The 22081-nt window shown below is 72.7% G+C and carries 13 protein-coding genes; 6 read left to right on the forward strand and 7 right to left on the reverse strand.

The features are described from left to right. Positions 1-6 precede the first annotated feature (6 nt). From ACGRHY_RS05905 to ACGRHY_RS05920, 4 genes are all read right to left on the reverse strand, one after another. The gene (locus ACGRHY_RS05905; RefSeq protein WP_394634347.1) at positions 7-5907 is read right to left on the reverse strand and encodes a type I polyketide synthase; all 5901 of its coding nucleotides are present in this window, start codon (positions 5905-5907) and stop codon (positions 7-9) included. After that, positions 5904-6905 carry a hypothetical protein gene (locus ACGRHY_RS05910; protein WP_394634348.1) on the reverse strand — a complete coding sequence of 334 codons (1002 nt, stop codon included), beginning with the start codon at positions 6903-6905 and terminating at the stop codon, positions 5904-5906. Before ACGRHY_RS05910 ends, ACGRHY_RS05905 begins: the two co-directional genes overlap by 4 nt. After that, entirely contained in the window at positions 6902-8890 is a 1989-nt protein-coding gene (locus ACGRHY_RS05915; RefSeq protein ID WP_394634349.1) for a CRTAC1 family protein, read from the reverse strand. The genes ACGRHY_RS05910 and ACGRHY_RS05915 overlap by 4 nt, the downstream gene beginning before the upstream one ends. Before the next feature lie 452 nt (positions 8891-9342). After that, complete coding sequence (locus ACGRHY_RS05920; RefSeq protein WP_394634350.1) at positions 9343-10143, reverse strand: TIGR03084 family metal-binding protein; 801 nt, start codon at positions 10141-10143, stop codon at positions 9343-9345. A 180-nt stretch (positions 10144-10323) separates the two neighbouring features. Between ACGRHY_RS05920 and ACGRHY_RS05925 the strand changes: the two genes are divergently transcribed. The 3 genes from ACGRHY_RS05925 to ACGRHY_RS05935 all read left to right on the forward strand — a co-directional run bounded on the left by ACGRHY_RS05925 (position 10324) and on the right by ACGRHY_RS05935 (position 13719). Then, positions 10324-11313, forward strand: coding sequence for a DUF1702 family protein (locus ACGRHY_RS05925; protein ID WP_394637934.1), 990 nt, complete (start codon positions 10324-10326; stop codon positions 11311-11313). A gap of 46 nt (positions 11314-11359) precedes the next feature. Continuing rightward, positions 11360-12337, forward strand: a complete 978-nt coding sequence (locus tag ACGRHY_RS05930) for a DUF1702 family protein (protein WP_394634351.1) — start codon at positions 11360-11362, stop codon at positions 12335-12337. Between the two features lie 65 nt (positions 12338-12402). Continuing rightward, positions 12403-13719: a cytochrome P450 gene (locus ACGRHY_RS05935; RefSeq protein ID WP_394637935.1), complete on the forward strand. Its 1317-nt coding sequence runs from the start codon at positions 12403-12405 to the stop codon at positions 13717-13719. A gap of 42 nt (positions 13720-13761) precedes the next feature. Here ACGRHY_RS05935 and ACGRHY_RS05940 read toward each other — a convergent pair whose 3' ends face one another. Continuing rightward, positions 13762-14475: a helix-turn-helix transcriptional regulator gene (locus ACGRHY_RS05940; RefSeq protein WP_394637936.1), complete on the reverse strand. Its 714-nt coding sequence runs from the start codon at positions 14473-14475 to the stop codon at positions 13762-13764. A 388-nt stretch (positions 14476-14863) separates the two neighbouring features. Here ACGRHY_RS05940 and ACGRHY_RS05945 point away from each other — a divergent pair, with 388 nt between their 5' ends. From ACGRHY_RS05945 to ACGRHY_RS05955, 3 genes are all read left to right on the forward strand, one after another. After that, positions 14864-15433 carry a DUF5987 family protein gene (locus tag ACGRHY_RS05945; RefSeq protein ID WP_394634352.1) on the forward strand — a complete coding sequence of 190 codons (570 nt, stop codon included), beginning with the start codon at positions 14864-14866 and terminating at the stop codon, positions 15431-15433. After that, a complete protein-coding gene (locus ACGRHY_RS05950) occupies positions 15430-17085 on the forward strand; it encodes an FAD-dependent oxidoreductase (protein WP_394634353.1) in 1656 nt (551 codons plus the stop codon). The genes ACGRHY_RS05945 and ACGRHY_RS05950 overlap by 4 nt, the downstream gene beginning before the upstream one ends. 113 nt (positions 17086-17198) lie before the next feature. Then, entirely contained in the window at positions 17199-18263 is a 1065-nt protein-coding gene (locus ACGRHY_RS05955) for a carboxymuconolactone decarboxylase family protein (protein ID WP_394634354.1), read from the forward strand. 225 nt (positions 18264-18488) lie between these two features. On the opposite strand, the gene ACGRHY_RS05960 is transcribed toward ACGRHY_RS05955, so the two are convergent. Together ACGRHY_RS05960 and brxD are read right to left on the reverse strand one after the other, a co-directional pair. After that, a complete protein-coding gene (locus ACGRHY_RS05960) occupies positions 18489-20687 on the reverse strand; it encodes a DEAD/DEAH box helicase (protein ID WP_394634355.1) in 2199 nt (732 codons plus the stop codon). Next, a complete protein-coding gene (gene brxD / locus ACGRHY_RS05965) occupies positions 20687-22036 on the reverse strand; it encodes a BREX system ATP-binding protein BrxD (RefSeq protein ID WP_394634356.1) in 1350 nt (449 codons plus the stop codon). Before brxD ends, ACGRHY_RS05960 begins: the two co-directional genes overlap by 1 nt. Between the last annotated feature and the right edge of the window lie 45 nt (positions 22037-22081).

Raw genomic sequence — 22081 nt, forward strand, 5'->3', positions numbered from 1 at the left:
GGTTCCTCACCCCTCCGTCTCTGTCAGCACGGCGAACACCGCCGGCTCGGGCGCACCGCGCAGCACGGCCGGGACGGTGGCGATACGGGCCGTTCCGGAGCGCAGCACCACCCACCGGTCCGGGGCCCCGGAGCCGCCGTCCACCGTCAGTTCGACATGCGCTTGGCCGCTCTTGCGCAGGCACTCGGTGGCGCCCCACACCCGGCCCGCGGCGAGCGACAGGTCCTCGCCGTGCTCGGCCGCGATCAGCCGGGCCAGCGCGAGACCGCCGTCGCCCAGCAGCCCCTCCCACTCCTCCGGACCGCGCCCCTCGACACGCTGCACATCGCACGCGACGGGCCGCTCCCCGGCCACGGCGAGGGTCACCCCGGCGCCGTGGGAGGCGGAGACGTGCGGGCCGCCGTCCACCTCGGGGCGCCCGTCCGGGCGGTGACGGAGCACCACCGGGCGGCCCAGCACCTGGCCGAGGGTGTGCGCGGTGCGGGCCCGGCGGGCGTCCCGGCCGCCGTCCGCGCCGTCGCCGTCCGGGTGGACGGCGATCCGCACCGGCGCCGGCAGCACCTCCTCGACACGGCGCTCCAGGTACGGGCCGAGCAGCGCGGGCTCCCAGGGGCCGGAGCCGTCCAGCTTGCGCACGGCACGCAGCGTCAGGCCCGTCCAGCGCTCGACGACCGAGCCCTGCTCGTCGCGGACGTCGAGGTCGTAGACGTAGGTGTCGCCGCTGCGGGAACGCTCCACGGCGTGCAGGACGACGCGCTCGGTGCCGGCGACCACCGCCGGATCGGCCAGGTGCAGCCGCTCTATGCCCACCGGTAGCAGGGTGGCGTCCGGCACGCACGCCTGGATGGAGTGCATCAGCGCGTCACGGGTGCCCGGGTCGGCCAGCACCAGGTCGGACGGCAGGAAACCCGCGAACCAGGGCGCGGTGGCGGATGTGGAGATGTCCGCGGCGCACTCCCTGGCGGCGAGGTGCCGGTAGCCCGACAGGCGCTGGAAGCGGGCGCCCTGGAACAGCACCGGCCCGTACATGTCCCGCGCCGGGTCCAGCGCCGGGGCGACGCCCTCGGGCGGGTTCGGCCCGTGCGGCGGCCGCGGGTGCGGTCCGTGGCGCAGGACGGCGCGGAAGTGGTCGGCGCGGAAGTCGGTCTCACTGCTGCGGATCACCGCGCGCACGGTGTCGGGACCGGTGGCCAGCACGGCCACCCGCACGGTGGTCGAGCCGTCCGGCGGGACCGCCACCGGCCGCAGGAACTCGGCCTCCTCCAAAACGGGTACCGCGTCGCCCCCCGTGCGCCCGGTGAGGGCCGACGCGGCCTGGGCCATGGCCTCCATGCCGAGCACCGCCGGGAGCAGCAGGGTGCCGTCCAGGAGGTGGTCGGCGAGGTAGGGGTCGGTGGCGGCCGACAGCTCCGAGTCCGCGACGAGTTCGACACCGGGGTAGTGGACCTGGACGCGCTCCAGGAACCGGAGCAGCGGCAGCTCGCGGTCCTCCAGGGCGATGGTCGGGAGGCCGCCGGCACGACCCATGATGACCAGGGTGTCGGGCATCTCCGGGTCGGCCAGCACCCGGCGGAGCATCGCGACGCCCTCGTCGGCCGGGATCGGCTCGATGCCCTCGCGGAGGAGCGATTCGAGCACACCGAGCCGCTCCCCCATACCGGCGCCGGACCACACCGACCACTCCAGCGCGACGCACCGGCAGTCCGGGAGGTCCTGGCGCAGCCGGGCGATCCGCTCGGTCAGCCAGTCGTTGGCGGTCGCGTAGTCGGCCTCGCCGCGCAGCCCGGCGCGGCCGATGATGCTGCCGAACGCGACGACCAGCCGCAGGTCGGCCGGGTCGACGGCGGCGAGGACCGCCTCAAGACCGGCGATCTTGACGGCCAGGGTGCGGCGGAACGCCGCCTCGTCGAGGTCGGCGAGGGCACGCGGTTCGTTGCGTCCCGCACCGTGCAGCACGGCCGTGACGGGACCGAGCCGCTCGCGTATCTCGTTGACCGCGGCCTTGGTGTCACCGGCCGAGGTGATGTCGGCCCGGGCGTAGTGGAAGCGGACGCCCGAGGCGGCCATCCGGCCGAGGTTCGCGGCGAGTTCCCGGTCGGCCTCGGGGTCGGAGCGGCCGAGCAGACCGACGGCGCAGCCGGTCTCCCGGGCGAGGGACAGGGCGCATTCGGCGGTGATGCCCTTGCCTCCGCCGGTCACCAGGACGACGTCGGCGGCGGTCAGCGGGGGGCGGGCGGTGGCGCCGGTACCGGTGGTGGCCGCGGTGGGCGGCAGGGCCCGCAGCACGGGGACCCGGCGGACCCCCGCGGCGTCGTAGTGCACTTCGCCGAACCCGGTGGTGGCCGCGACGTCGGCGACGATACGGCGCGTCAGCCCGGCCGGATCCGGAAGGCTGTTGAGGGGCACGGTGACGACGGTGGTGGCGGTGTCGGGCGCCTCCAGGTGGAGTGTCTTGGCCAGCCCGGCGGCACCGCGCCGATCGCCGACGGCGACGAAACGGGCGGCGGGTGCGGCGGGACGCAGGGCGGCGCGGGCCGCCGAGAGCATCAGCGCGGCGTGCTCGTCGTCGCAGTCGGCGGGCAGGCAGAGCAGCACGCCCCCGCCGAGCCCGGCGTCCCGGAGAGCCGCTGCGAGCGGCTCGGCGAGCGGATGCCGGTCGGGAGCGAACACGGTCCAGTCCGCGCCGCCGCCTGCGGCGGCTCCGGGCCGCCCGGGCACCTCGCCCGGTTCCGCCTCGACCAGGTCGACCGAGAACGCGCGGACCCACGGGGCCGCTCCGGCCGCCACCGGCGTACGGTCCGCGTCGGAGGGCAGGGCCGTACCGGACAGCCCGTCCAGCAGACTCGCCAGTTCGGTCAGCGTGGAGGTGGCGAACGCCGACGTCGTGGCGACGGCCTCGACCCCCAGCTCACGGGCTGCGTCATTCATGATCTGGCCGACCGTGATGGAGCTCAGGTGCAGCTCGTCCAGCGGGTTGGTGTCCGGCGAGATGGCCGAGGGCGGCAGCTCGGCACGCGCCGCGGCCAGCCGCATCAGGACGTCCAGGCTGGTCGCGCCGTCCCCGGCGGCGTCCGGCGGCGCGTCGGCGGACGCCCCCGCCGCTCCCGGCCGCACGGCGTCCGCGCCGGCGCCCCCGGTGGTGCCCGTGTCCGCCACATCCGGCAGATCCCCGTCCGGCGCCGACTCGCACGGATTCGCCAGGAACCGGAACTCCTTGTCCAGCGGCAGCGGCCGGGCGAAGCGGTCCCGGAACAGCTCCCGGTGGCGCACCGGGGCGCCCAGCACCCATGCCGCCGCCACACCGTGGAACAGCCCGGCGAGGGACCTGCTGTCCGTGTCGAGGGCGATCACCGGGACGTCCGCCGTCTCCGCGGCGAGGCCGCTCAGGATGCGGCCCGGGCCGACCTCCAGCAGCAGGTCGCTCTCCGCCGCCACACCGGTCACCGCCTCCGTGAAACGGACGGGGGCGAGGACCTGGCGGGCAAGCAGCTCCGCCACGTCCGTGTCCTGGGCGAGTGGTGCGCCCGTGACCGTCGAGACCACCCGCCGGGCCGGGGGCGCGAGCCGCTCCTGCGCCAGATGCTCGGCGAACGCGCGTGCCGCCGGTGCGACCGCGGGCGAGTGGAAGGCGTGTGAGACGTTGATGCGCTGGGCACCGAGCCCTTGCGCGACAGCTCGTGCGCTCACCCGGTCGATGGCGTCGGCGGGCCCGGAGACCACGGTCTGGCGGGGGCCGTTGTACCCGGCGATCACCACCGGCTCGCCGTGGAGCAGCGGTTCCACCGAACCGGGCCCCGCCGCGATGCTCGCCATCGCGCCCCCGCCGTCGCTCGCCGCCGCCATCACCCGGCCGCGTGCCGCCGCCGTACGCAGCAGCGCGGCCTCGTCCAGGGCTCCGGCCCAGTGCAGGGCCGTCAGCTCGCCGAGGCTGTGTCCCGCGGCGGACGTGCCCTGGATGTCGAGCGCGTCCAGCACGCGCAGCCCGGCCGCCGAGGCGGTGACGATCCGGGGCTGGGCCACCTCGGTCGCCACCTGGTCGCCGCCGGCCGGGAGGGCCTGCTCCCGGTACAGCTCGTCCACGAAGGCGAAGCGGGCGCGTAGCGCGCCCCCGTCGCCGCTGCGGCCCGCGCCCTGGCCGGGGAAGAGGAAGCCGATCCGGGGCATTGCCCCGGTACGGCGGCCGAGGAACAGCCCCGCGGCCGGGTCGAGGACCGCGCGGGCGCCGCCGTCGACCCGGGCCAGCAGCTCGGTGAAGCGCTCCTCGGCCTGCTCCGGGGAGGCGGCCACGACGGCCGCGCGGACGGGACGGCCCGCCAGCTCGGTCTCCAGTGAGACGGCCAGGTCTCCGAGCTCGGCATAGGACAGTTGCCCGGAGAGCGTGGCGAGCCGGGTCAGCCGACCGCGCAGGCCGGCGGTGTCGTCCGCGTCGACCAGGAGCAGCTCGCAGTCCTGACGGGACCGGACCAGGCGGACGGCGGACCGCGGCAGGGCGGTGCGTGGCGCCCCGTCGGCGTGCTCGACGACGATGTGTGCGTTGATGCCGCCGAAGCCCATCGAGGAGACACCGGCCCGCCTCGGGGCGTCCTCGGGCCACGGCTCGGCCTCTCCAGGCACCCGCAACGCTGGTCGCTCGCCGAGGAGTTCGGGGTGCGGGTCGCGATGCCCGGTGGCCGGGGGGATGATCTGGTGGCGCACCACGAGCACCGCCTTGAGCAGTCCGGCGATCCCGGCCGCCGCCTTGGTGTGCCCCAGGTTGCCCTTGACGGTGCCGAGGGCGGCGGGCGGCGCGTCGGGGTCGGCGGCGCGGCGCGCCTCGGACAGGGCGCGCAGCTCGGTGGCGTCTCCGACGGCGGTGCCGGTGCCGTGGCCTTCCAGGTAGGAGACGGTCTCCAGGCCGAACCCGGCGGAGTGGTAGGCCCGTTCCAGAGCGAGCCGGTGGCCGCTCGCCTCGGGACGGGTGATGCCGCCGCGGCCGTCCGAGGACCAGCCCCAGCCGGCGATGACCGCGTAGCGGAAACGTCCCTGCGCGACGGCGTCCTCGTCCCGCATCAGCACCATGGCGCCACAGCCCTCACCGGGCCAGAAGCCGTTCGAGCCACGGTCGTAGACGCGCATCTCACCGGTGGCCAGGGCTCCGGTCTTGGCGAAGCCGATCACCTCGAAGGGATCGATGCTCAGATCCACCCCGCCCGCGACGGCCACGTCCCACCGCCCCGAGGCCAGCGCGTCGCATGCCGTGGCGACGGACAGCAGCGAGGAGGAGCAGGCGCCGTCGACCGTGAAGCCGCCGCCGCCGAGGTCGAAGTGGTTGCAGATGCGTCCCGCGATGGTGTTGGCCAGACCGCCGGCCAGGGTGTCCTCGTCGACCGGCGGGAAGGGCTGCTTGTACCGCTCCTCCAGACCGGCCAGGAACTCCGCCAGTTCCCCGTCCGACCACCCCTGCTCGCGCAGCGCCGCGCCGACCGTACGGCGTACGTACGGCCAGCGCAGCCGCATCAGGTTGGCGCGGCTGAACTCACCGGTGAGGCTGTTACCGAGGACGGTGCCGGTGGTGGCCGTCGGCAGGCCCGCTCCGTCGGGGAAGCCCGCGTCCTCGAAGGCCTGCGCGACCGTGTCCAGGGCCAGCCAGTGCGTCATGTCCGTGGCGCGGAAGGTGCTGCCGGCGACACGGTGCCGGACACGGTCGAACTCGTAGCCCTCCAGGACGGCCGCCTTGCGCGCGTAGTGGCGGTCGGGGGCGGCGGGGTCGGGCGAGTAGTAGTCCTCGTGGCGCATCCGCTCGTCCGGGAGGCGGCGGAAGGCGCGCCGCCCGGCCAGAACGTTCTGCCACAACTGCTCGGGCGTGTCGGCGTCGGGGTAGCGGCAGGCCATGCCGACGACGGCGATACGCGACGGCGTGCCGGTCATACCGCCACCGCCTCGGGTACCGTGGTGGTGCCCGCGGTCGCGGCGGGCGCGGCGGCGGTGTGCTCACGCCGGCGCTTGATCAGGTGGGCCGCCCACCAGCCGGTACCGCGCAGGGCGCACACGATCGAGGTGGCGAAGAACAGCGTGTAGACGACGTTGAAGACCATCAGCACCCCGTAGACCATCGCGACCGACGCGCCGAATATGAACTGGTTGCGAGCCTTGCTCGGCGTCGTCCCCGGGTCGCTGATCATGTAGTTGGTGAAGAGCACGAAGGCCACTCCGCTCATCATGCCGACCGCCGAGTACACCGCGACGTCCCACACGAAGTGGCGGATCACGCCCTGGATCGCGAAGCCGCCGAGCCAGCCGACGATCAGCGCCACCCGCTTGGTCAGAATGGCGTTGATGACGGTCCCCGCGGTGGCGATGATCAGCGGGATGGCGACTCGGAAGAAGTTGTTGGCGTTCTCGGTGAACTGGTACGGCGGCGCGATGCTGAACCAGGTGCCGAAGCAGAGCAGCGCCATCGTGATGCCGAAGTTCGACGGGTTCATGAAGTGCCGCATCCGGCCGGCGATCGGCGCCTGGAACACGTGCTTGCCGCCGACGCCGATGACCACGCCGAACAGCACCGGCAGGAACAGGTCGTTGCCGTAGGTGAGCATCGACACGGCCAGCGCGGTGATGTGGGCGGGCAGCAGGAACTCGTACACGCCGCGCACGCCCCGCCCGCGGAAGCGCGGGGCACGCTTGTACGCCCAGGCGCTGACCAGTTCGAGTCCGATCTCGGTGGCGTATCCGCACAGGACCGCCAGGACCGGCCAGAGCCAGGGCTGCTCGAAGCCGAGCAGCGTGTAGCCGAAGACGTTGAACACACTGATGGAGATGGCGAAGTTGCGCAGCGCGAGGTAACGCGCGTCCGGTTTGGTGGCGGGGCGCGGCGCTCCGGTCCGCGGTGCCTGCCCCGCGGGGGGCTGGGTGACCGTCGCGGTCATGTGCTCGGTACCTCCTGCGCGTCGCCGGTGAGCATGAGGGTGTGGGAACCGGGGTCGAGGCGGCGTTCCTGTTCGTGGACGGTGCCGTCGGCGTCACGCCACCGCAGCCGCAGGTCCACCGGGCCGTTGTAGTCGCCGAGTCCGAAACGGACGTCGAAGCTGCGGAAGCCGCTGTGCCCGCCGCCGCCGTCGAGCTGTGCGATCTCCGTGCCGTCGGGTGTCGTGGCAAGGACGGTGGCGCCGTAGGCGGGGCTGCCGGCGGCGGCCAGGCCGTCGTCGGAGCCCTCCGGGGCGGACCCCGTCGCGGGGCGGACCAGGGTCAGGGTGAGGTGGTTGCCCAGGTTCGGGGCGGTGTTGGCGTAGAAGGCGGGCGGTCCCCACTGCCGGGCCACGGCGAAGTCCAGGGCCCCGGTGCCGGTGGTGTCGCCGGTGGCCAGGGCGCGGGTGGGCGTGGGCACCGCGAGGCCGAGCTGCTCGCTGATGTTGGCGAAGGTGCCGTCTTCGGTACGGGCGTAGAAGGCCAGCTTGTCGTCGCCGGCGATGTCGTCGCCCGGCTGCACGTTCGGCCACATGGCCGGGTTGGACAGCAGGAGGTCGTTGGCCATGGCCATCTCCTGCAGCCACGGCCAGCGGTCGATGTCGCCCTTGACGAAGCCATCGGTCTGGACGACGTCCTGGTTGCCGGAGTTGCGGAAGTCGCCCATCTTGACGTCCCAGTTCCAGCCGTTCCACGCCAGGCCGTACTCGCGGGCCTCCTGGGTGAACGGGGCCACGCCGTCGCCGAGTCTGCGGGCCATCTCGGCCTCGTCGGCGGCACGGTTCTTCCAGACGAAGTTGGACTCCTCCAGGCCCCAGGCCGAGGTGATGTTGCTGACCACCATGTCGAAACGGCCGGTGCCGTCCAGGTCGCCGAAGTCGACGCCCATGCCCTTGAAGGAGCCCTGGCCGAGCACGAACGACTTGGGCGTGGTGGGTGTGCGCTCCCCGACGGCCTCGGTGAACCGGATGCGGCCGGGACGGGAGCGGTTGTACAGCAGGTGGTCGTGGCCGAAGTCGTTGGCGATGTACAGCTCCGGCAGGGCGTCACCGGTGAGGTCGGCGCCGGCGACGGCCAGCGTCCAGCCCGTGGCGGCGTCGTACGGGATCGCCTTGGGCTCGGCTACGTAGGCGGCGGTGGGATCGGTGCCGGAGGTGGCGGACGTCCAGCGCAGCACGTGGTCGCCGCCGGCGTTCTTGGAGCGGGACAGCGAGTCGTTCATCACCACGTTGTTCAGACCGTGGGGGTCGAGGACGTCGGAGTCGGGGAAGTAGTTGCCGACGACGATGTCCGGATGGCCGTCGCCGTCCAGATCGTTCACGTGCACGGTGTCGGTGTTCCAGCGCGGGCCGTGGTAGCGGCCGTCCTGCGACTGGGAGGGCACCAGTTCACGTGGCACATAGGCACGGGGCGACGGGGTGCGCGCGTCGGAGCGGGCCAGGAAGAGGACCGGCGTGCGGCCCCAGTAGCTGACCAGGATGTCCATGCGCGCGTCCGCGTTGAAGTCCCCGAAGGTGCAGCCGGTGGGCGCCATGGTGTCGTCCACGGGCAGCGGCGCGGCGTCGAGGAGGAACGGCGTGAACCGGTCGGACCGGGGTGCCGTCGGCGTGTACGTCACCGTGACCTGGTCAGTGCGGGTGTCCACGATGCACATGCCGGAGGCTCGGCCGTTCCCGGTCACGTCGTTGATCGCGATGCTCGCGCCCACCGAGGAGATCCAGGAACGGATCTTCTCGTAGGCGGGGTTGACGGTCCGCACGGTGCGCTTGGGCAGTTTGTCGTAGCCCGGCGGCATGGCGATGGGCATTTCCTTGAAGCGGTAGGCGGCGGCCACTTCTGTACCGCCCGGCGCGGCCACCGATGCCCGGGTCGCATAGAACAGTGACGCCGCGATGAGAACCGTCACCAACCCCGGCACGAGCCTGCGGATCCGCTGGCTGTATGCCACGGTGCTCCCCCTCTCTCTTGTAGATGTCAGGGTTCGGCGTGCGAATCACGAGATTCGATTCCAAAGACATGGTCCGGGATGGCCGCGTGGCGGGCATCTCCCGGCTTGCTAGCCGAGATGCCGCACGTCAGGACATTCGGCAAGCTCGAAGAAGCGACGTGTGAGAGAAAACGTGAAAATCCTCGGTCCGGGCCTGGCACCCGCCGGAAATCACGCCCGGTTTTCTTTCCGAATCGTCGGTCGATTCCGATGGGACGACGCGGCCCTGTCAGCGATACGCCAATTGCCGTTCACTGCCGGAATACGGCGGGATGTTCACCGGGCTCTGCGCGGTGCGCGAAGACCCGGCGCCCTTCCGGAGACGGTGGTGAGCCGCTGCCGCCGGCAGGGTCCGAGGGCGCCGGGTCGGCGGCACCCCGGGTGCCGCCGACCCGCCGGCGGGTGTGCCCCGGTCAGCGGCCGAGTGCGGCGAACTGTCCGGGCCGGCGTCCGGGACCGGCCGGGCCCCGGTAGGCCTGGGCGATGTCGAGCCACTGATCGGCGTCCGGCCCGGACGCGGTGAGCGCGAGGTCGTCCCGGTGTCGGCGCCGGGTGGCCAGCAGGCAGAGGTCGACGGCGGGTCCGGTGATCCGCTGCTCCGCGTCGGGATCACCGAGCGTCCACGACTCGCCCGAGGGCGCCGTCAACTCGAAGCGGAACCCCTTCTTCGGCTCCGGCAGACCGTGTGGCTGGTAGCCGAACTCCCATGTGAGAGCGGTGAATTCGGCCACGTGGCGGATCCGGTCGGTGTACTGGCGAGTGATGCCGAGCGCGTCGGTGACGTCCTGGCCGTGGGCGAACATCTCCATCATGCCCGCGGCGGCCAGCACCCACGCCGGGATCGGCCGGACCAGCCACGGCACCAGCCGCTCCGGCGGTACGGCCCGAAGGGCCCGCTCGGTCCGTGCCCGCTGGGCCCGCCAGGTGTCCGTCAACCGCTTTCCGTCCAGAGGAAGGTACGGCTTCAGCCCGTTCTCGACGGCCTCGCCGAAGTCGCGGACCCCGGCGACGAACTCCTTGAAGGCGGCGGGCTCCGCCGCCGCCTTCTCCGCCATGCCGAACACCATGACGAGATGGGCGATCTGGTGCCGGACCGACCACCCCTCGGCCGGGGTGGGCCGCGCCCACCCGGCCTCGTCGACATCCACCAGCAGGGCTTCGAGGGTGTTGCCCTCCTCCACGAGATCGCTGAGGACGTCCTTGTGCTGTGTCATGTCTCGTTCCTCTCTCCGGGCGGCTTGTCGCGGGGCCAGTCTCGGGCGAGGCGGGGGCCGGCCACTTCTCCGACCGTGCTGTTGACGCACCACACGTCCGCGGGCGCAACCGCGAAGAAGCAACGGCGTTCCGGGGTGCCGATGATGGTGGTCGCCGTCGAGTCGTTCGTGGAGGCGAATGTGGCGAGGACTCTGAGATCGCTCCGGCGCGTGCTGCTGGCCCCCGACCTGGCTGAGGTGTCCTTCGCCCGGCGCGGCTTCGCGCCGCTGCCCGCCGACGGTCCCGCCGCCCGGCTGGAGGACGTCCCGCGTGCCGTCGTGTGCGGCTTCGAGTGGGCGATGGAGGCGCGCGGCATCGAGGAGACCGCGCATCGCCTGGAACTCCTGGCCCCGGAACAGCGCGGCTTCGGCTACGAGGGCGCCACCATGGCGTTCACCGTCCTGGACGTGACGGGCCGCGGCCACCGCACCCGGGAGCTGCTGAACGGTCCGGGCCGTCCGCACGTCCTACTCGCCTACATCGGGATCGGCTTCGCGATGGCACGGCTGCCGCGCGTGCTGTGGGGCAAGGTGCTGCCCGATCTGACCGGACAGCCCTACCACCCGGTGATGAGCTGGCTCGCGGTGGACGGCTACGGGTTCGACCTGGCCTATTTCCACACCCGCCGCTGGGTGGACGAGCAGCGGGTTCCGGCGAGTTATCCGTGGCAGGGCGCGCCCGCCTACTTCCCGCGCGCCGTGGACCAGGGCATCGGCCGCGCCCTGTGGTTCGTCCACGGTGCCCGGCCCGAGCGCGTGGACGCCGCCATCCGTGCCTTCGCCGAGCACCGGCAACCGGATCTGTGGAGCGGTGCCGGACTGGCCGCGGCCTTCGCCGGGGGCTGCGGGGCGGACACGTTCGCGGTGCTGCGGCGGCTGGCCGGGCGGCACGCTCCGGAGCTGGCTCAGGGCGCGGTGTTCGCGGTCCGTGCCCGGGACCTCGCCGGGTACGTGCCGGAGCACTCGGCCGTCGCCGCGCGAGTGCTGACCGGCCTTTCGGTCGAGGCGGCCGTGGCGCTCACCGACGACAGCGCCCTCCCGGACGGCGCCGGGGGGCCGGTCCCGGCCTACGAGCGGTGGCGGGGCGCCATCCGCGCGCACTTTCGTCCCGAAGCGGTTGACCGCCGATGACACCTCGGCACCGACCCCGGGAAAAGCCGACAGGAAGGACGGTTCCATGCCGAGCACGATGGGCAGGCTGCGACGCCGGCTGCTGACGCCGAACGTGACCGAGACACTGCTGGAGACCCGCGGCTTCCACCGGAAGACGCCCGAGGCCCAGAACCTGCTGGAGACGATCGGCGCACAGTTCCTGGAGGGCTACGGTCATGCCATGGCCGCCCGCTCCACGGCCGAGGCCGAGGAGCGGCTGGAGGCGGTCCCGGAGCGGTTCCGCGGCTTCGCCTACGAGGGCGCGGGCATGGCGTACGCCGTCCTCGACGGGCTGCCGGGCGGGGGCAGGAACGGCGTCGACCGTCTGCTGGCCGGCCGCGGCGGCGTGCACGCCTACATGGTGTACGTCGGTATCGGCTGGGCCATGGGCCGGCTGCCGCGGTTCCGGTGGGCGAAGGTCGACTCCCTCGACCCCCTGCTGCGCTGGCTGGTCCTGGACGGATACGGCTTCCACCAGGCGTACTTCCGCACCGACCGGTATGTGCACCGCAAGGAGCGCGACGAGCGGTTCCCGTGGCCGGCGCACGACTTTCCGGGCTACACCGGCCGCGCGATCGACCAGGGCATCGGCCGCGCCCTGTGGTTCGTGTGCGGCACCGACCCGGGCCTGGTCGCCACGACGATCGAGGCGTTCCCCGAGGAGCGCCGCTCGGATCTCTACAGCGGCGTGGGCCTCGCCGCCACGTACGCCGGTGGTGCCGACAACGCGGAGCTGACGGCGCTGCGGGAGCAGGCTGGAGCCCATCGGGGCGCGCTGGCGCAGGGCAGCGCGTTCGCCGCGGAGGCCCGGCTGCACGCGGGGCTGCTGATGCCGCACACGACGGCGGCCACCCGTGTGCTGTGCGGTCTGGAGCCGGAGGAGGCCGCCCGTATCACCCAGGAGGTCCGGCCGCGGGGGACCGGGGCGGGCTCCCTGCCGGCGTACGAGCTGTGGCGGCAGGCGATCGCCGAGCGGATCGCGGCCCGGACGGAGCACCGGTGACCGGTGGGGCCCGGGCGGTCCGGAGGGTCCCCCCGTCGCCGCCGCTGCGCGCCGTGCCGTCCCTGATGCGGCAGCTGGCCGGGGACCGCCTGGCGATGATGACGGCCGCCGCCGGGTACGGCGACGCGGTGCGGCTCTCCCTCGGCCCGAAGACGCTGTACTTCTTCAACCACCCCGACCACGCCAAGCACGTGCTGGCGGACAACGCCGCCAACTACCACAAGGGCATCGGCCTGGCACAGGCCCGGCGGGCTCTCGGGGACGGCCTGCTCACCAGCGAGGGCGAACTCTGGCGCCGGCAGCGCAAGGTCATCCAGCCCGCCTTCCAGCACCGGCGGATCGCCCAGCAGGCGGGGGCCGTCGCCGAGGAGGCGGTGGCGCTGGTGGAGCGGCTGCGCGGGTACGAAGGGCGCGGGCCGGTCAACCTGACACGGGAGCTGACGGGGCTCACGCTGGGCGTGCTGGGCCGCACGCTGCTCGACACCGGTTTGGACGAGTTCGCCGACCTCGGCCATGCCTTCGAGGCCGTCCAGGAACAGGCCATGTTCGAGATGATCACCATGGGCATGGTGCCGATGTGGCTTCCGCTGCCCCGTCAGATGCGCTTCCGGCGGTCCCGTGTCCGTCTCCAGCGGGTGGTGGAGCAGCTGGCGGCGCGGCGCGTCGCACACGGCGGGCCGGGGCAGGGGGACGACGCCCTCACACGGTTGATCGCGTCGGTGCGCGAGGAACCCGACCCGCGGACCGGCGACCGGCGGCTGCGGGACGAGCTGATCACCCTGCTGCTGGCGGGCCACGAGACCACCGCCTCCACCCTCGGCTGGGCCTGTTACCTGATGGACCGTCATCCGGAGGTCCGGGACAGGCTGCACCGGGAGGCGGTGGAGGTCCTGGGCGACCGGCTCCCCCGCTACGACGATCTGCGCGACCTGACGTACACGGCCATGGTGGTCGAGGAGGCCATGCGGCTGTATCCGCCGGTGTGGATCCTGCCCCGGCAGGCGCAGGCCGCCGACGAGATCGGCGGTTACCACGTACCGGCCGGCGCGGACGTCCTGATCTGTCCCTACACGCTTCACCGGCACCCGGACTTCTGGGAGGCGCCCGGGCAGTTCCGGCCCGAGCGGTTCACACCCGGGGAGCGGGGCGGCCGTCCGCGGTACGCCCACATCCCGTTCGGCGCGGGCCCTCGGGTGTGCGTCGGCAGCAGCCTGGGCCTGATGGAGGCCGTGTTCACCGTGGCCCTCCTGTGCCGGGAGCTCCGCCTGGAGAAAGTGGAAGGCATGCGGGTCGCCCCGGAGCCGATGCTGTCGCTCGGGGTGCGCGGCGGACTGCGGGTGAGGGTCCGCACCGCGCGGTCGACCGACCGTGCGGCGGCGTGACGCGCAGGGTGCGGCGGGATTCCTCCCGCCGCACCCTGCCGGTCACCCCGCCGCCTTCATCAGATCGGCCGTAAAACCGCCCGAGCGCACTCGCTGGAGCGCCATCAGCACCGGTGGATCGAGAACGCTCACCTCCCGCAGCCGGAAGTCGATGTCGCGGGCCGCCCGGGGGCGGATCTCCAGGGGGCCGGCGGAACCGACATGGACGGCCTGGCCGTCGGTCAGTGCCTCATGCGCCGCCGCCGGTACCGAGTGCCCCAGTAAATACCATGAACCCATGGGCACGTCCCGCATCTCGAAAAGACCCGGGTGGTTCAGCACGATACAACTGACGGGCTTCCCCTCGGGGACCCTGGTGGGAAACAGACCCAGGTATATGAGCCCCGGGTCGGCGCCGACCGGAGCGCTCACCGAGCCGTACACCGAGCCTCCGACCTCAACGCTTCTGACGGATTTCACCTTGCGGACGAATCCGCCGAACTTTCGGTACGCCGAGGGCGACAGGCCGACACTGTTCGCAAAGCGCGAACTGAATGTGCCGACACTGCTGTAACCGACGGTGGAACTGATCTCCGTCACGGTCATGTCGGTGGTGAGGAGAAGTCGCTTGGCCTCCTGTATCCGCAGAGCAGAGAGAAATCGCCTGGGCGAGATCCCCGTGATCCGCTGGAACTCCCGAGAAAAGTGAAACTTGCTATACATGGCAAAACGAGCCATGTCATCAATGCTCAGAGGCTCGGAGAGCCTTTTCTTCATGTCCTCGATCGACCGCTCCACCGCCTTCTCGATCCCCGTTACCGCGCACCCTGTAATAGCCATTCTTCCTCCGAAGTCGAGACGAAAAGCCGATGAACAGAACTTGGGCCGGTGGCGCTTGCAGTGATCTTCCCCGTGGAGCGGATACAACTCCGCCGAATGTCATTATTAGCGTTGACTTACGGTCCAGGCAAGGAGGGGTGCAATGTTTGGCCGGTACATGCGCAGGGAATATACCGCCACCTTGCCCGACAGTCACCGACAGCAATGACAGAGATGCCGCGACCGCCCCGGGGGTGGAAGATCGACCACAGCGGAACACTCCATGGAGCCGGATTCAACCAACGCAACGATGCTTTCACGTCCCGCAGGCCGAAAAGGTACAGTGATGACACTGGATCAACCAGCCCAGAAACAGGACACAGTTAGTGCACTGGAAGCCTTCGCCGACACCATAGTGCCGGGTGAGAAGCGTAATCCGGACGATCGTGCGGTCGCCGGCGCCGCATCCGGCCCCGGTGCCGTGGCGGCCGGCGCCATCCTTCTGCTCCAGAACCCCGCGACCGGGCTGACGGAGTCCCTGGACGAGTTCGTCCGCGCCCTGAACGCACACGCCCGGGCCCACGCCGCCGAGCACGGGATCTCCCTCGACCCCCAGGTGCCACCCTTCGTGGCACTGTCCTTCACCGACCGCACCAGCCTGGTGACCGTGCTGACGGCCCCCGGCCACCCCGAGCGCGACCTGTGGGTCAGCCTCGCCCTGTTCAGCAACATGGCCTTCGACACCGGCGCCCATCTGCACACCGCCGAGGCGATGGCCGCCGGGCACCCGGGACTGGCGGCCATGGGCTTCGCCGCCCCGGACCCCGACGGGCTGTGGCGCTTCCCCGATTTCTCCTACGGTCGTCCGCTCGCACGTCTCCACCCCGACACCGCGCCCTCCGGGAGCCTGGCATGAACGGCACCGAACGGACTGACGTACTCATCGTGGGCAGCGGCTTCGGCGGCGCCATCGCCGCTTACCACCTCGCTGCCGGCGGAGCGAAGGTCACCGTGCTCGAGCGGGGGCCCTGGCTGGAGTCCCAGGACTTCGAACACGACTTCCTCCTGGGCTCCTCGTACACCCGCATCTTCGACTTCGTGGTCGGCGACGGCATGAGTCTGCTCGGCGGCAACTGCGTCGGCGGGGGCAGCGTCGTCTACTTCGCGGCCATGCCCCGCGCGCCGCGGTTCGTCTTCGAGCGCACCGGCAGCATCGGCCGCCGTATGTGGCCGGCCTCGATCAACCGCGACACCCTCGACCCCTGGTACGACGTGGTCACCGAGGCTCTTCCGGTCACCACCCAGAGCTGGAAGGACGTCACCTATGCGGGCGGCCTGTTCGCCGCGGCCTGCGACCGCGCCGGACGGACCGCGAACCCCGTCCCCACCGCCGTCGACACCGCCAAGTGCACCAACTGCAACTGGATGATGGCCGGTTGCCGGTTCGATGCGAAACGATCGCTCCTGCTGAACTACCTGCCCGCCGCGCTGGCCCACGGCGCCGAAATCCGGCCACTGCACGAGGTGCAGAAACTCACCCGCACCGACGACGGTGGCTACCGCGTGCACTACAACGTCATCGACGACACCGACTACCGGGTGCACACCGGCAGCGGCGTCATCGACGCCAAGATCGTCGTGATGGCCGCGGGCGCCGGCGCCACCCCCGTCATCCTGCAGCGCTCCGCCGCCGGCCTCGGCGCCATGCCGCACGCCGTCGGCCGCTACTTCTCCGGCAACGGCGAACGCCTCAACACCGCCGTCGTCGACGAGGACCGCGCTCGCGATCTGCTCGGCCTGGACCGCGGCGACGGCACCGCCTACCTCGCCAACCAGATCGGCAAGGGCCCGGTCGTGGCGAGCTGGGACAACCTCGACGGCCGGCTGCCGGAGCACTCCCGCTTCTCCCTGGAGCAGCTCTACTTCCCGCCCGGCTTCGGCACCATCCTCGCCCAGGTCCCCGACGCCCAGGGGCCCACCTGGTTCGGCGTGGAGAAGACCGAGCTGATCCGGAAGTGGCGCTCCTGGCTGACGATCTTCACGATGGTGGAGGACGACAACGAGGGCGTCTTCGGCCCGCCGCCGCCCACCGGCAACGCCGTCCGGATCTCGCAGCAGATGCTCGGACGCGGTCCGATCCAGTACCGGCCGACCGCCAACACCCTGCGCGGCTGGGCCGAGTCGGACGCGACCGTCAGGGACATCCTGGAGCGCGACGGACTGTCCCGGGTGATGCCCTGGACCAACGACGTGGTGGGTGCCTACACGGTCCACCCACTCGCCTCCTGCCGCATCGGCGACGACCCTCACACCTCCGCCCTCGACGACCGGCACGAGCTGCGCGGCCACCCCGGCATCTTCGTGACGGACGGCTCGGCGGTGCCCGGGGCGCTCACGGTCAATCCGGCGCTCACCATCTCCGCGCTGGCCGAACGTGCCGTTCCCGGGATCGTCCGGGCGGCCCGTGACCGGGGCGTCGACGTCACCTACGGTGCACCCGCCCCCGACGGCGACACCGCCGGCCGGCGCGGTGTCCGGACGCAGATTCCGTACCTGACACGCGACTAGGTCTTTCGGACAGGGCACGCGGCCTGTCGTCCGGATCAGGCCGGCTGCGAGAACCGGTACCTGTTCCGGAGGACAGGCCCTGGCACCCGGAAGGCCGGGAGAGGGAAGAAACGATGCCGTACCCGCTCGTCCGTCCGGCCGCGCGGCGGTCGCTCGCGCACGTCCGGCACGTCCGGAGCGTGCCGCCGGCCGAGGCCACCGGTCTGGTGGCGGCCGTCTACGAGGAGGTCGAGCGAGACTTCGGCATGCTCGCTCCTCCCGTCGCGCTGCACGCTCCCGAACCACCGCTGCTGGCCGCCGCGTGGACGGTGCTCCGCGAGACGCTCGTCGCCACCGGTGAGCTGGAACGCGCCCACAAGGAGGCCGTCGCGACCGCGGTCTCGCAGGCCAACGCCTGCCCTTACTGCGTCCACGTGCACGGGACCACACTGAACGGCCTGGTCCCCGGGACGTCCTCGAACGCCCGGCTCGCCGCCTGGGCGGAGGGGGCCCGGGAGGGGCGGCCCGAGCCGCCCGCCCCGCGGGAACTGCCCGAGGCCCTCGGTGTGGCCGTGACCTTCAACTACCTCAACCGCATGGTGAACGTCTTCCTCGGCCCGTCGCCGCTCCCGGCCCGGATTCCCTCCGCCGCCCGGCGCACCGCCTCCCGGCTGTTCGCCCGGGCGCTCCGCGAGAGCGCCCGGGCCCACCGGGAACCGGGCCGCTCGCTCGACCTGCTGCCCGCCGCACCGCTCCCGCCCGACCTCGGGTGGGCCCGTGGCACCCCCACGGTCGCCGGCGCGTTCGCCCGTGCCGCGGCGGCCGTCTCGGACGCGGCCGATCGCGTCGTCCCTCCGGCCGTCCGCTCACTCGTCGAAACGGAGCTGGCCGGCTGGGACGGCGGCCACAAGGGAATCGGCCTCGGCTGGCTCGACACCGCGGTGACGGCACTGCCACCGGGCGACCGCGCCGCCGGCCGGCTCGCCCTGCTCACCGCGTGCGCCTCGTACCGGGTGGACGACTCCGCCGTCGCCGCGGTGCGGCGGCACGGGACGGACGACCGCGGCCTCGTGGCCCTGGTCGCCTGGTCGGCCTTCACCGCCGCGCGCCGCATGGGCACGATCCTCGCCCCCGTCTCCGCGACCGACCACGGCCGCCCCCGAGAAGTGCCCCCGGGTATGACGGAGCGACCTTCCTGACCTCCCGTCGGCGCGACCGGCCCGCACCGCCCGTTCCCGCCGGCATCCCGAGACGCTGCGCGGCCTGGGGCACGGCGCTTCCACCGACCGGCCGGACGACCACGCGGAGGCGGCGGACAGGGCCGCCTGCGCGGAGCGGAGCTTTCTCCGTCAGCCGGCGACGACGCGGCCGGGCTGGAGCGGCGGACGCGGCGTCGCGGCCCCGTTCACGCCGGATCGTCCGGTTCAGCCGCCGTGCCGGAAGCGCACGGGTTCGCCGAGCACCGCGCGGGCGCTGTCGAAGTCGGCCAGCCGGGCCGCGACCGTGGCGACGGCGAGGCGTTCCGGGAGGGCGGCGGAGAACTTCAGTCCGCGTACGGCCCGCCGGTCCACGTCGGGCAGGACCAGGCTCTCGCCGACGCTTCCGCGGGCCGCGCGCCAGTCGGCCGGGGTGAGGTCCTCGCGCAGGCGCAGCCAGCAGTCGGTGGGGCGCTGCAGGGGGTCGGCGGCCGACCGGAGCGTGGCCGCGAGGGTGGCGTTGGCGCGGTAGCCGGCCCAGGTCCACCAGCGCACGTCGCTGCCGACGCGGGTGATCAGCGTACCGTCCGGCCGCACGGTGCCGGGGGCGTCGGTGTCGCGCTGCTCGGCCAGGCACGCCTCGGCGCGCCGGGTGAGGGCGACGGGCGGGTCCGCGCCCAGCAGCACCTCGCGCATGGCGCGGGTGAGGGCGTACGACAGTCCGGCGATGCCACCGTTCGTCCACTTGGCGACGCCCCCGCCGTCGGCGGGTTCGACGAAGACGCGTTTGCGCGTCCAGTCGACGTAGGTGACCTGCCAGCTCCGTCCGCCGAGCAGCAGGCGCCGCGGGCCGGGGCGCTCCTCGGTGAGTACGCTCGGGTCGGTGCGGCCGATCTCGGTGCGCCCGGACAGCACGGTGAACTGCGGCGGCGCGGTGAAGGACGCGGTGAGTTCGATGAAGTGCCGTCTGCCGAAACGGCGTTCCGCCTCGGGTCCGACGAACAGCATGCCGCCGTCGCTGTCGAGGAAGCCCTCTTCGGTGAGGAAGCGCAGGATCGGGGCGGCGGACCGGTCGAAGGGGGCCAGACCGTTCCACTGCCGGTCCCACAGCCGGTCGCCGAGCCTGTGCTGTTGCAGGGTGACGGCGAGGAGCTGCTGGGCCACCAGGTGGCGCGGCTCGGGAGGTGGGAGGACCGGTTCGACCCAGCCGCGCGACCACAGCAGCAGCAGTCCCGCAGCCTGCAGCAGGCTGTCCTCGCGGGTGGTGAGGAACAGGCAGTTGCGCACGGTGCCGGAGCGCCGGCCGGTGCGGCCGATGCGCTGCAGGAAGGAGGCGACGGAGGCTGGTGATTCGATCTGTACGACGCGGTCCAGGTCGCCGACGTCGATGCCGAGTTCGAGGGTGGAGGTGGAGACGATGACGCAGTCGCGCGCTTCGGCGAAAGCCTCCTCGGAGCGGGTGCGTTCGTCGACCGAGAGGGAGGCGTGGGACAGGAAGACGGTCACCTCGCGGGCGCGGAGCGCGGCGCCCAGTTCCTCGACCTGGCGGCGCGAGTCGCAGAAGACCAGGCGTTTCTCCCCGCGGTGCAGGGCGGCGATGAGCTTGGCGGCGTTGTCGAGGGAGCCCACGTAGTCGAGCTCCACCTCACCGGCGGGCCTGCGGGACGGCTCCTCGGCGGCCCGCTCCCCTTGTCCGGCCGCGCCGGTGGCGGGCAGGTGGGCGTCCGGGGCGACGACCTGCCCGGTACGGCTCCCGGCACCGGCTCCCTGCAGCCAGTACAGCAGTTGCCCGGGGTTGCCGACGGTCGCCGAGAGCCCGACGCGCTGGACGGGACGGCCGGTGACCCGCTCCAGCCGTTCGAGTACGGCGAGCAGGTGCCAGCCCCGGTCGTCGCCCGCGAAGGCGTGCGCCTCGTCGACGACGACGGCCCGGACGCTCCCCAGCAGCCGCGCGTGGTCTGTCTTGACCCCGATCAGCATCGCCTCGAGCGACTCGGGCGTGGTCAGCAGGATGTCCGGCGCCCCGGTGCGGATGCGCTGCCGCTGCGACTCCTTGGTGTCACCGTGCCAGAGAGCGGCGCGCCGTCCCAGCCACTGGGCGTAGGTGTCGATGCGGCCGGCCAGGTTGTTGAGGAGCGCCTTGAGGGGGCACAGGTACAGCACCGAGGTGCCGGTCCACCGTTGCCCGGCCATCGCCGACAGCAGCGGGAAGCAGGCCGCCTCGGTCTTGCCGCCGGCCGTCGGCGCCAGCAGGACGGCGTCCCGCCCGTCCATGAGCGGGTCGACCGCCGCCCGCTGGAGGGGGCGCAGGTCGGGCCAGCCGAGGGTGTTGACGATGTGGTGCAGGACGACGGGGTCGAGCCGGTCGAGTGCGTCGGCCCCTCCCCCGGCCGGTTCCTCCCCGGCCGGGCTGTCGGCGTCCGCCATCACAGCTCCAGGTCGATGTCGTCGGCGGACGCGGAACCGCCGGCGACCGCGGCGGCCAGGTTCCGCTCCACGTCGGTGAGTTCGCCGCTCGCGACGGTCAGCCTGTAGTGCCGGCGGGGATCGAAGTCGTCGAACTGGTCCACGCGGTCGAGCACGTCCCCCACCAGCTTCTTCAGGAACAGCCGCGGCGCCACCCCGACCTTCCCGCCCAGCGCCCCGCCGACGGCCCGCGCGAGGTCCGCGACGTAGGCGTCGTCGACGACCGTCCGCACCCGCTCGGGCGACACGGCGGCGTCGGCGTACAGGTCCCGGATGGTGGAGCCGAGGCCGGCCAGGGACTCCCGGGTGAAGCCGGGCAGCCGGATCTGCACGGCGCGGGGGTTGTCGAAGCGCGGGTCGGTGGTGAAGTCGGTGGCGAGCCGCTGGGCGAGCGGGGCCAGGCGCTGGACGCCCTGCTGCCCGTCGTAGAAGGCCGGGGTGCCGGTGATGACGAGGTACAGGCCGGGGAAGCGGCCGGAGTGCACCTCGTCGATGAGCTGCCGCAGCGCGTTGAGCGCCTTGTCCCGGGCGTCGGAGCGCACGCGCTGCAGCGTCTCCACCTCGTCGAGGACGACGAAGAGCCCGGTGTGCCCGGAGTCGCGCAGCACGGTGAGCAGGCCCTGCAGGAACCCGAGCGCCCCGAAGTGGTCGAGGTCGCCGCGCACCCCGGCGGACCTGCGGGCGGAGGCCGCGACGTGCGGCTGGCCTCCGAGCCACGCCAGCACGGCCGCGGCGGTCGCCTCGTCGCCGTCGGCGAGGGCGGCCCGGTAGCCGCGCAGGGCGGTGGCGAAGGACGGGGCGTGGCGGGAGACCTCGGCCAGCCGCGCCACGAGCAGTTTCTCCACCTCGCCGGGCAGCCCGTCCTCGGCCGCGCCGGCCGCGAGTGCGTCCTCCTCCAGGGCGTAGAACCAGGCGTCCACGACCGGGCGCAGGGCGCTGGGCGGGAAGCTGGAGGTGGTGAGGCGTTCGGTCAGCCGCCGGTAGACCGTCTCCAGCCTGTGCAGCGGCGTCTCGTTCTCCGATACCTGGATCTCGGCCACGGCGAAGTTGCGGCGCTTGGCGCGCTCCCCCAGCCAGCGGGTGAAGAACGTCTTGCCGGAGCCGTACTCGCCGCGCACGGCCTTGAACACGGACCCGCCGGACGCGACGGCGTCCAGTTCCGCGTCGAGGGCCGCCTCGAACCGGTCGAGCCCGGTGGCGAGCAGACCGAGTCCGCTCTCGGGCACGGCCCCGCGGCGCAGGGCGTCGACGACGGTACGGCGGCGGGCGGCGCTGACCTGTGCGGAGCGCTTGGATCCGGTGGTGCTCACGGCGACCAGTGTTTCATCTCCAAGCGCGCCGGCACACGGGACCGG

The sequence above is a fragment of the Streptomyces shinuiensis genome (genome assembly GCF_043660855.1).
GTDB lineage: Bacteria > Actinomycetota > Actinomycetes > Streptomycetales > Streptomycetaceae > Streptomyces.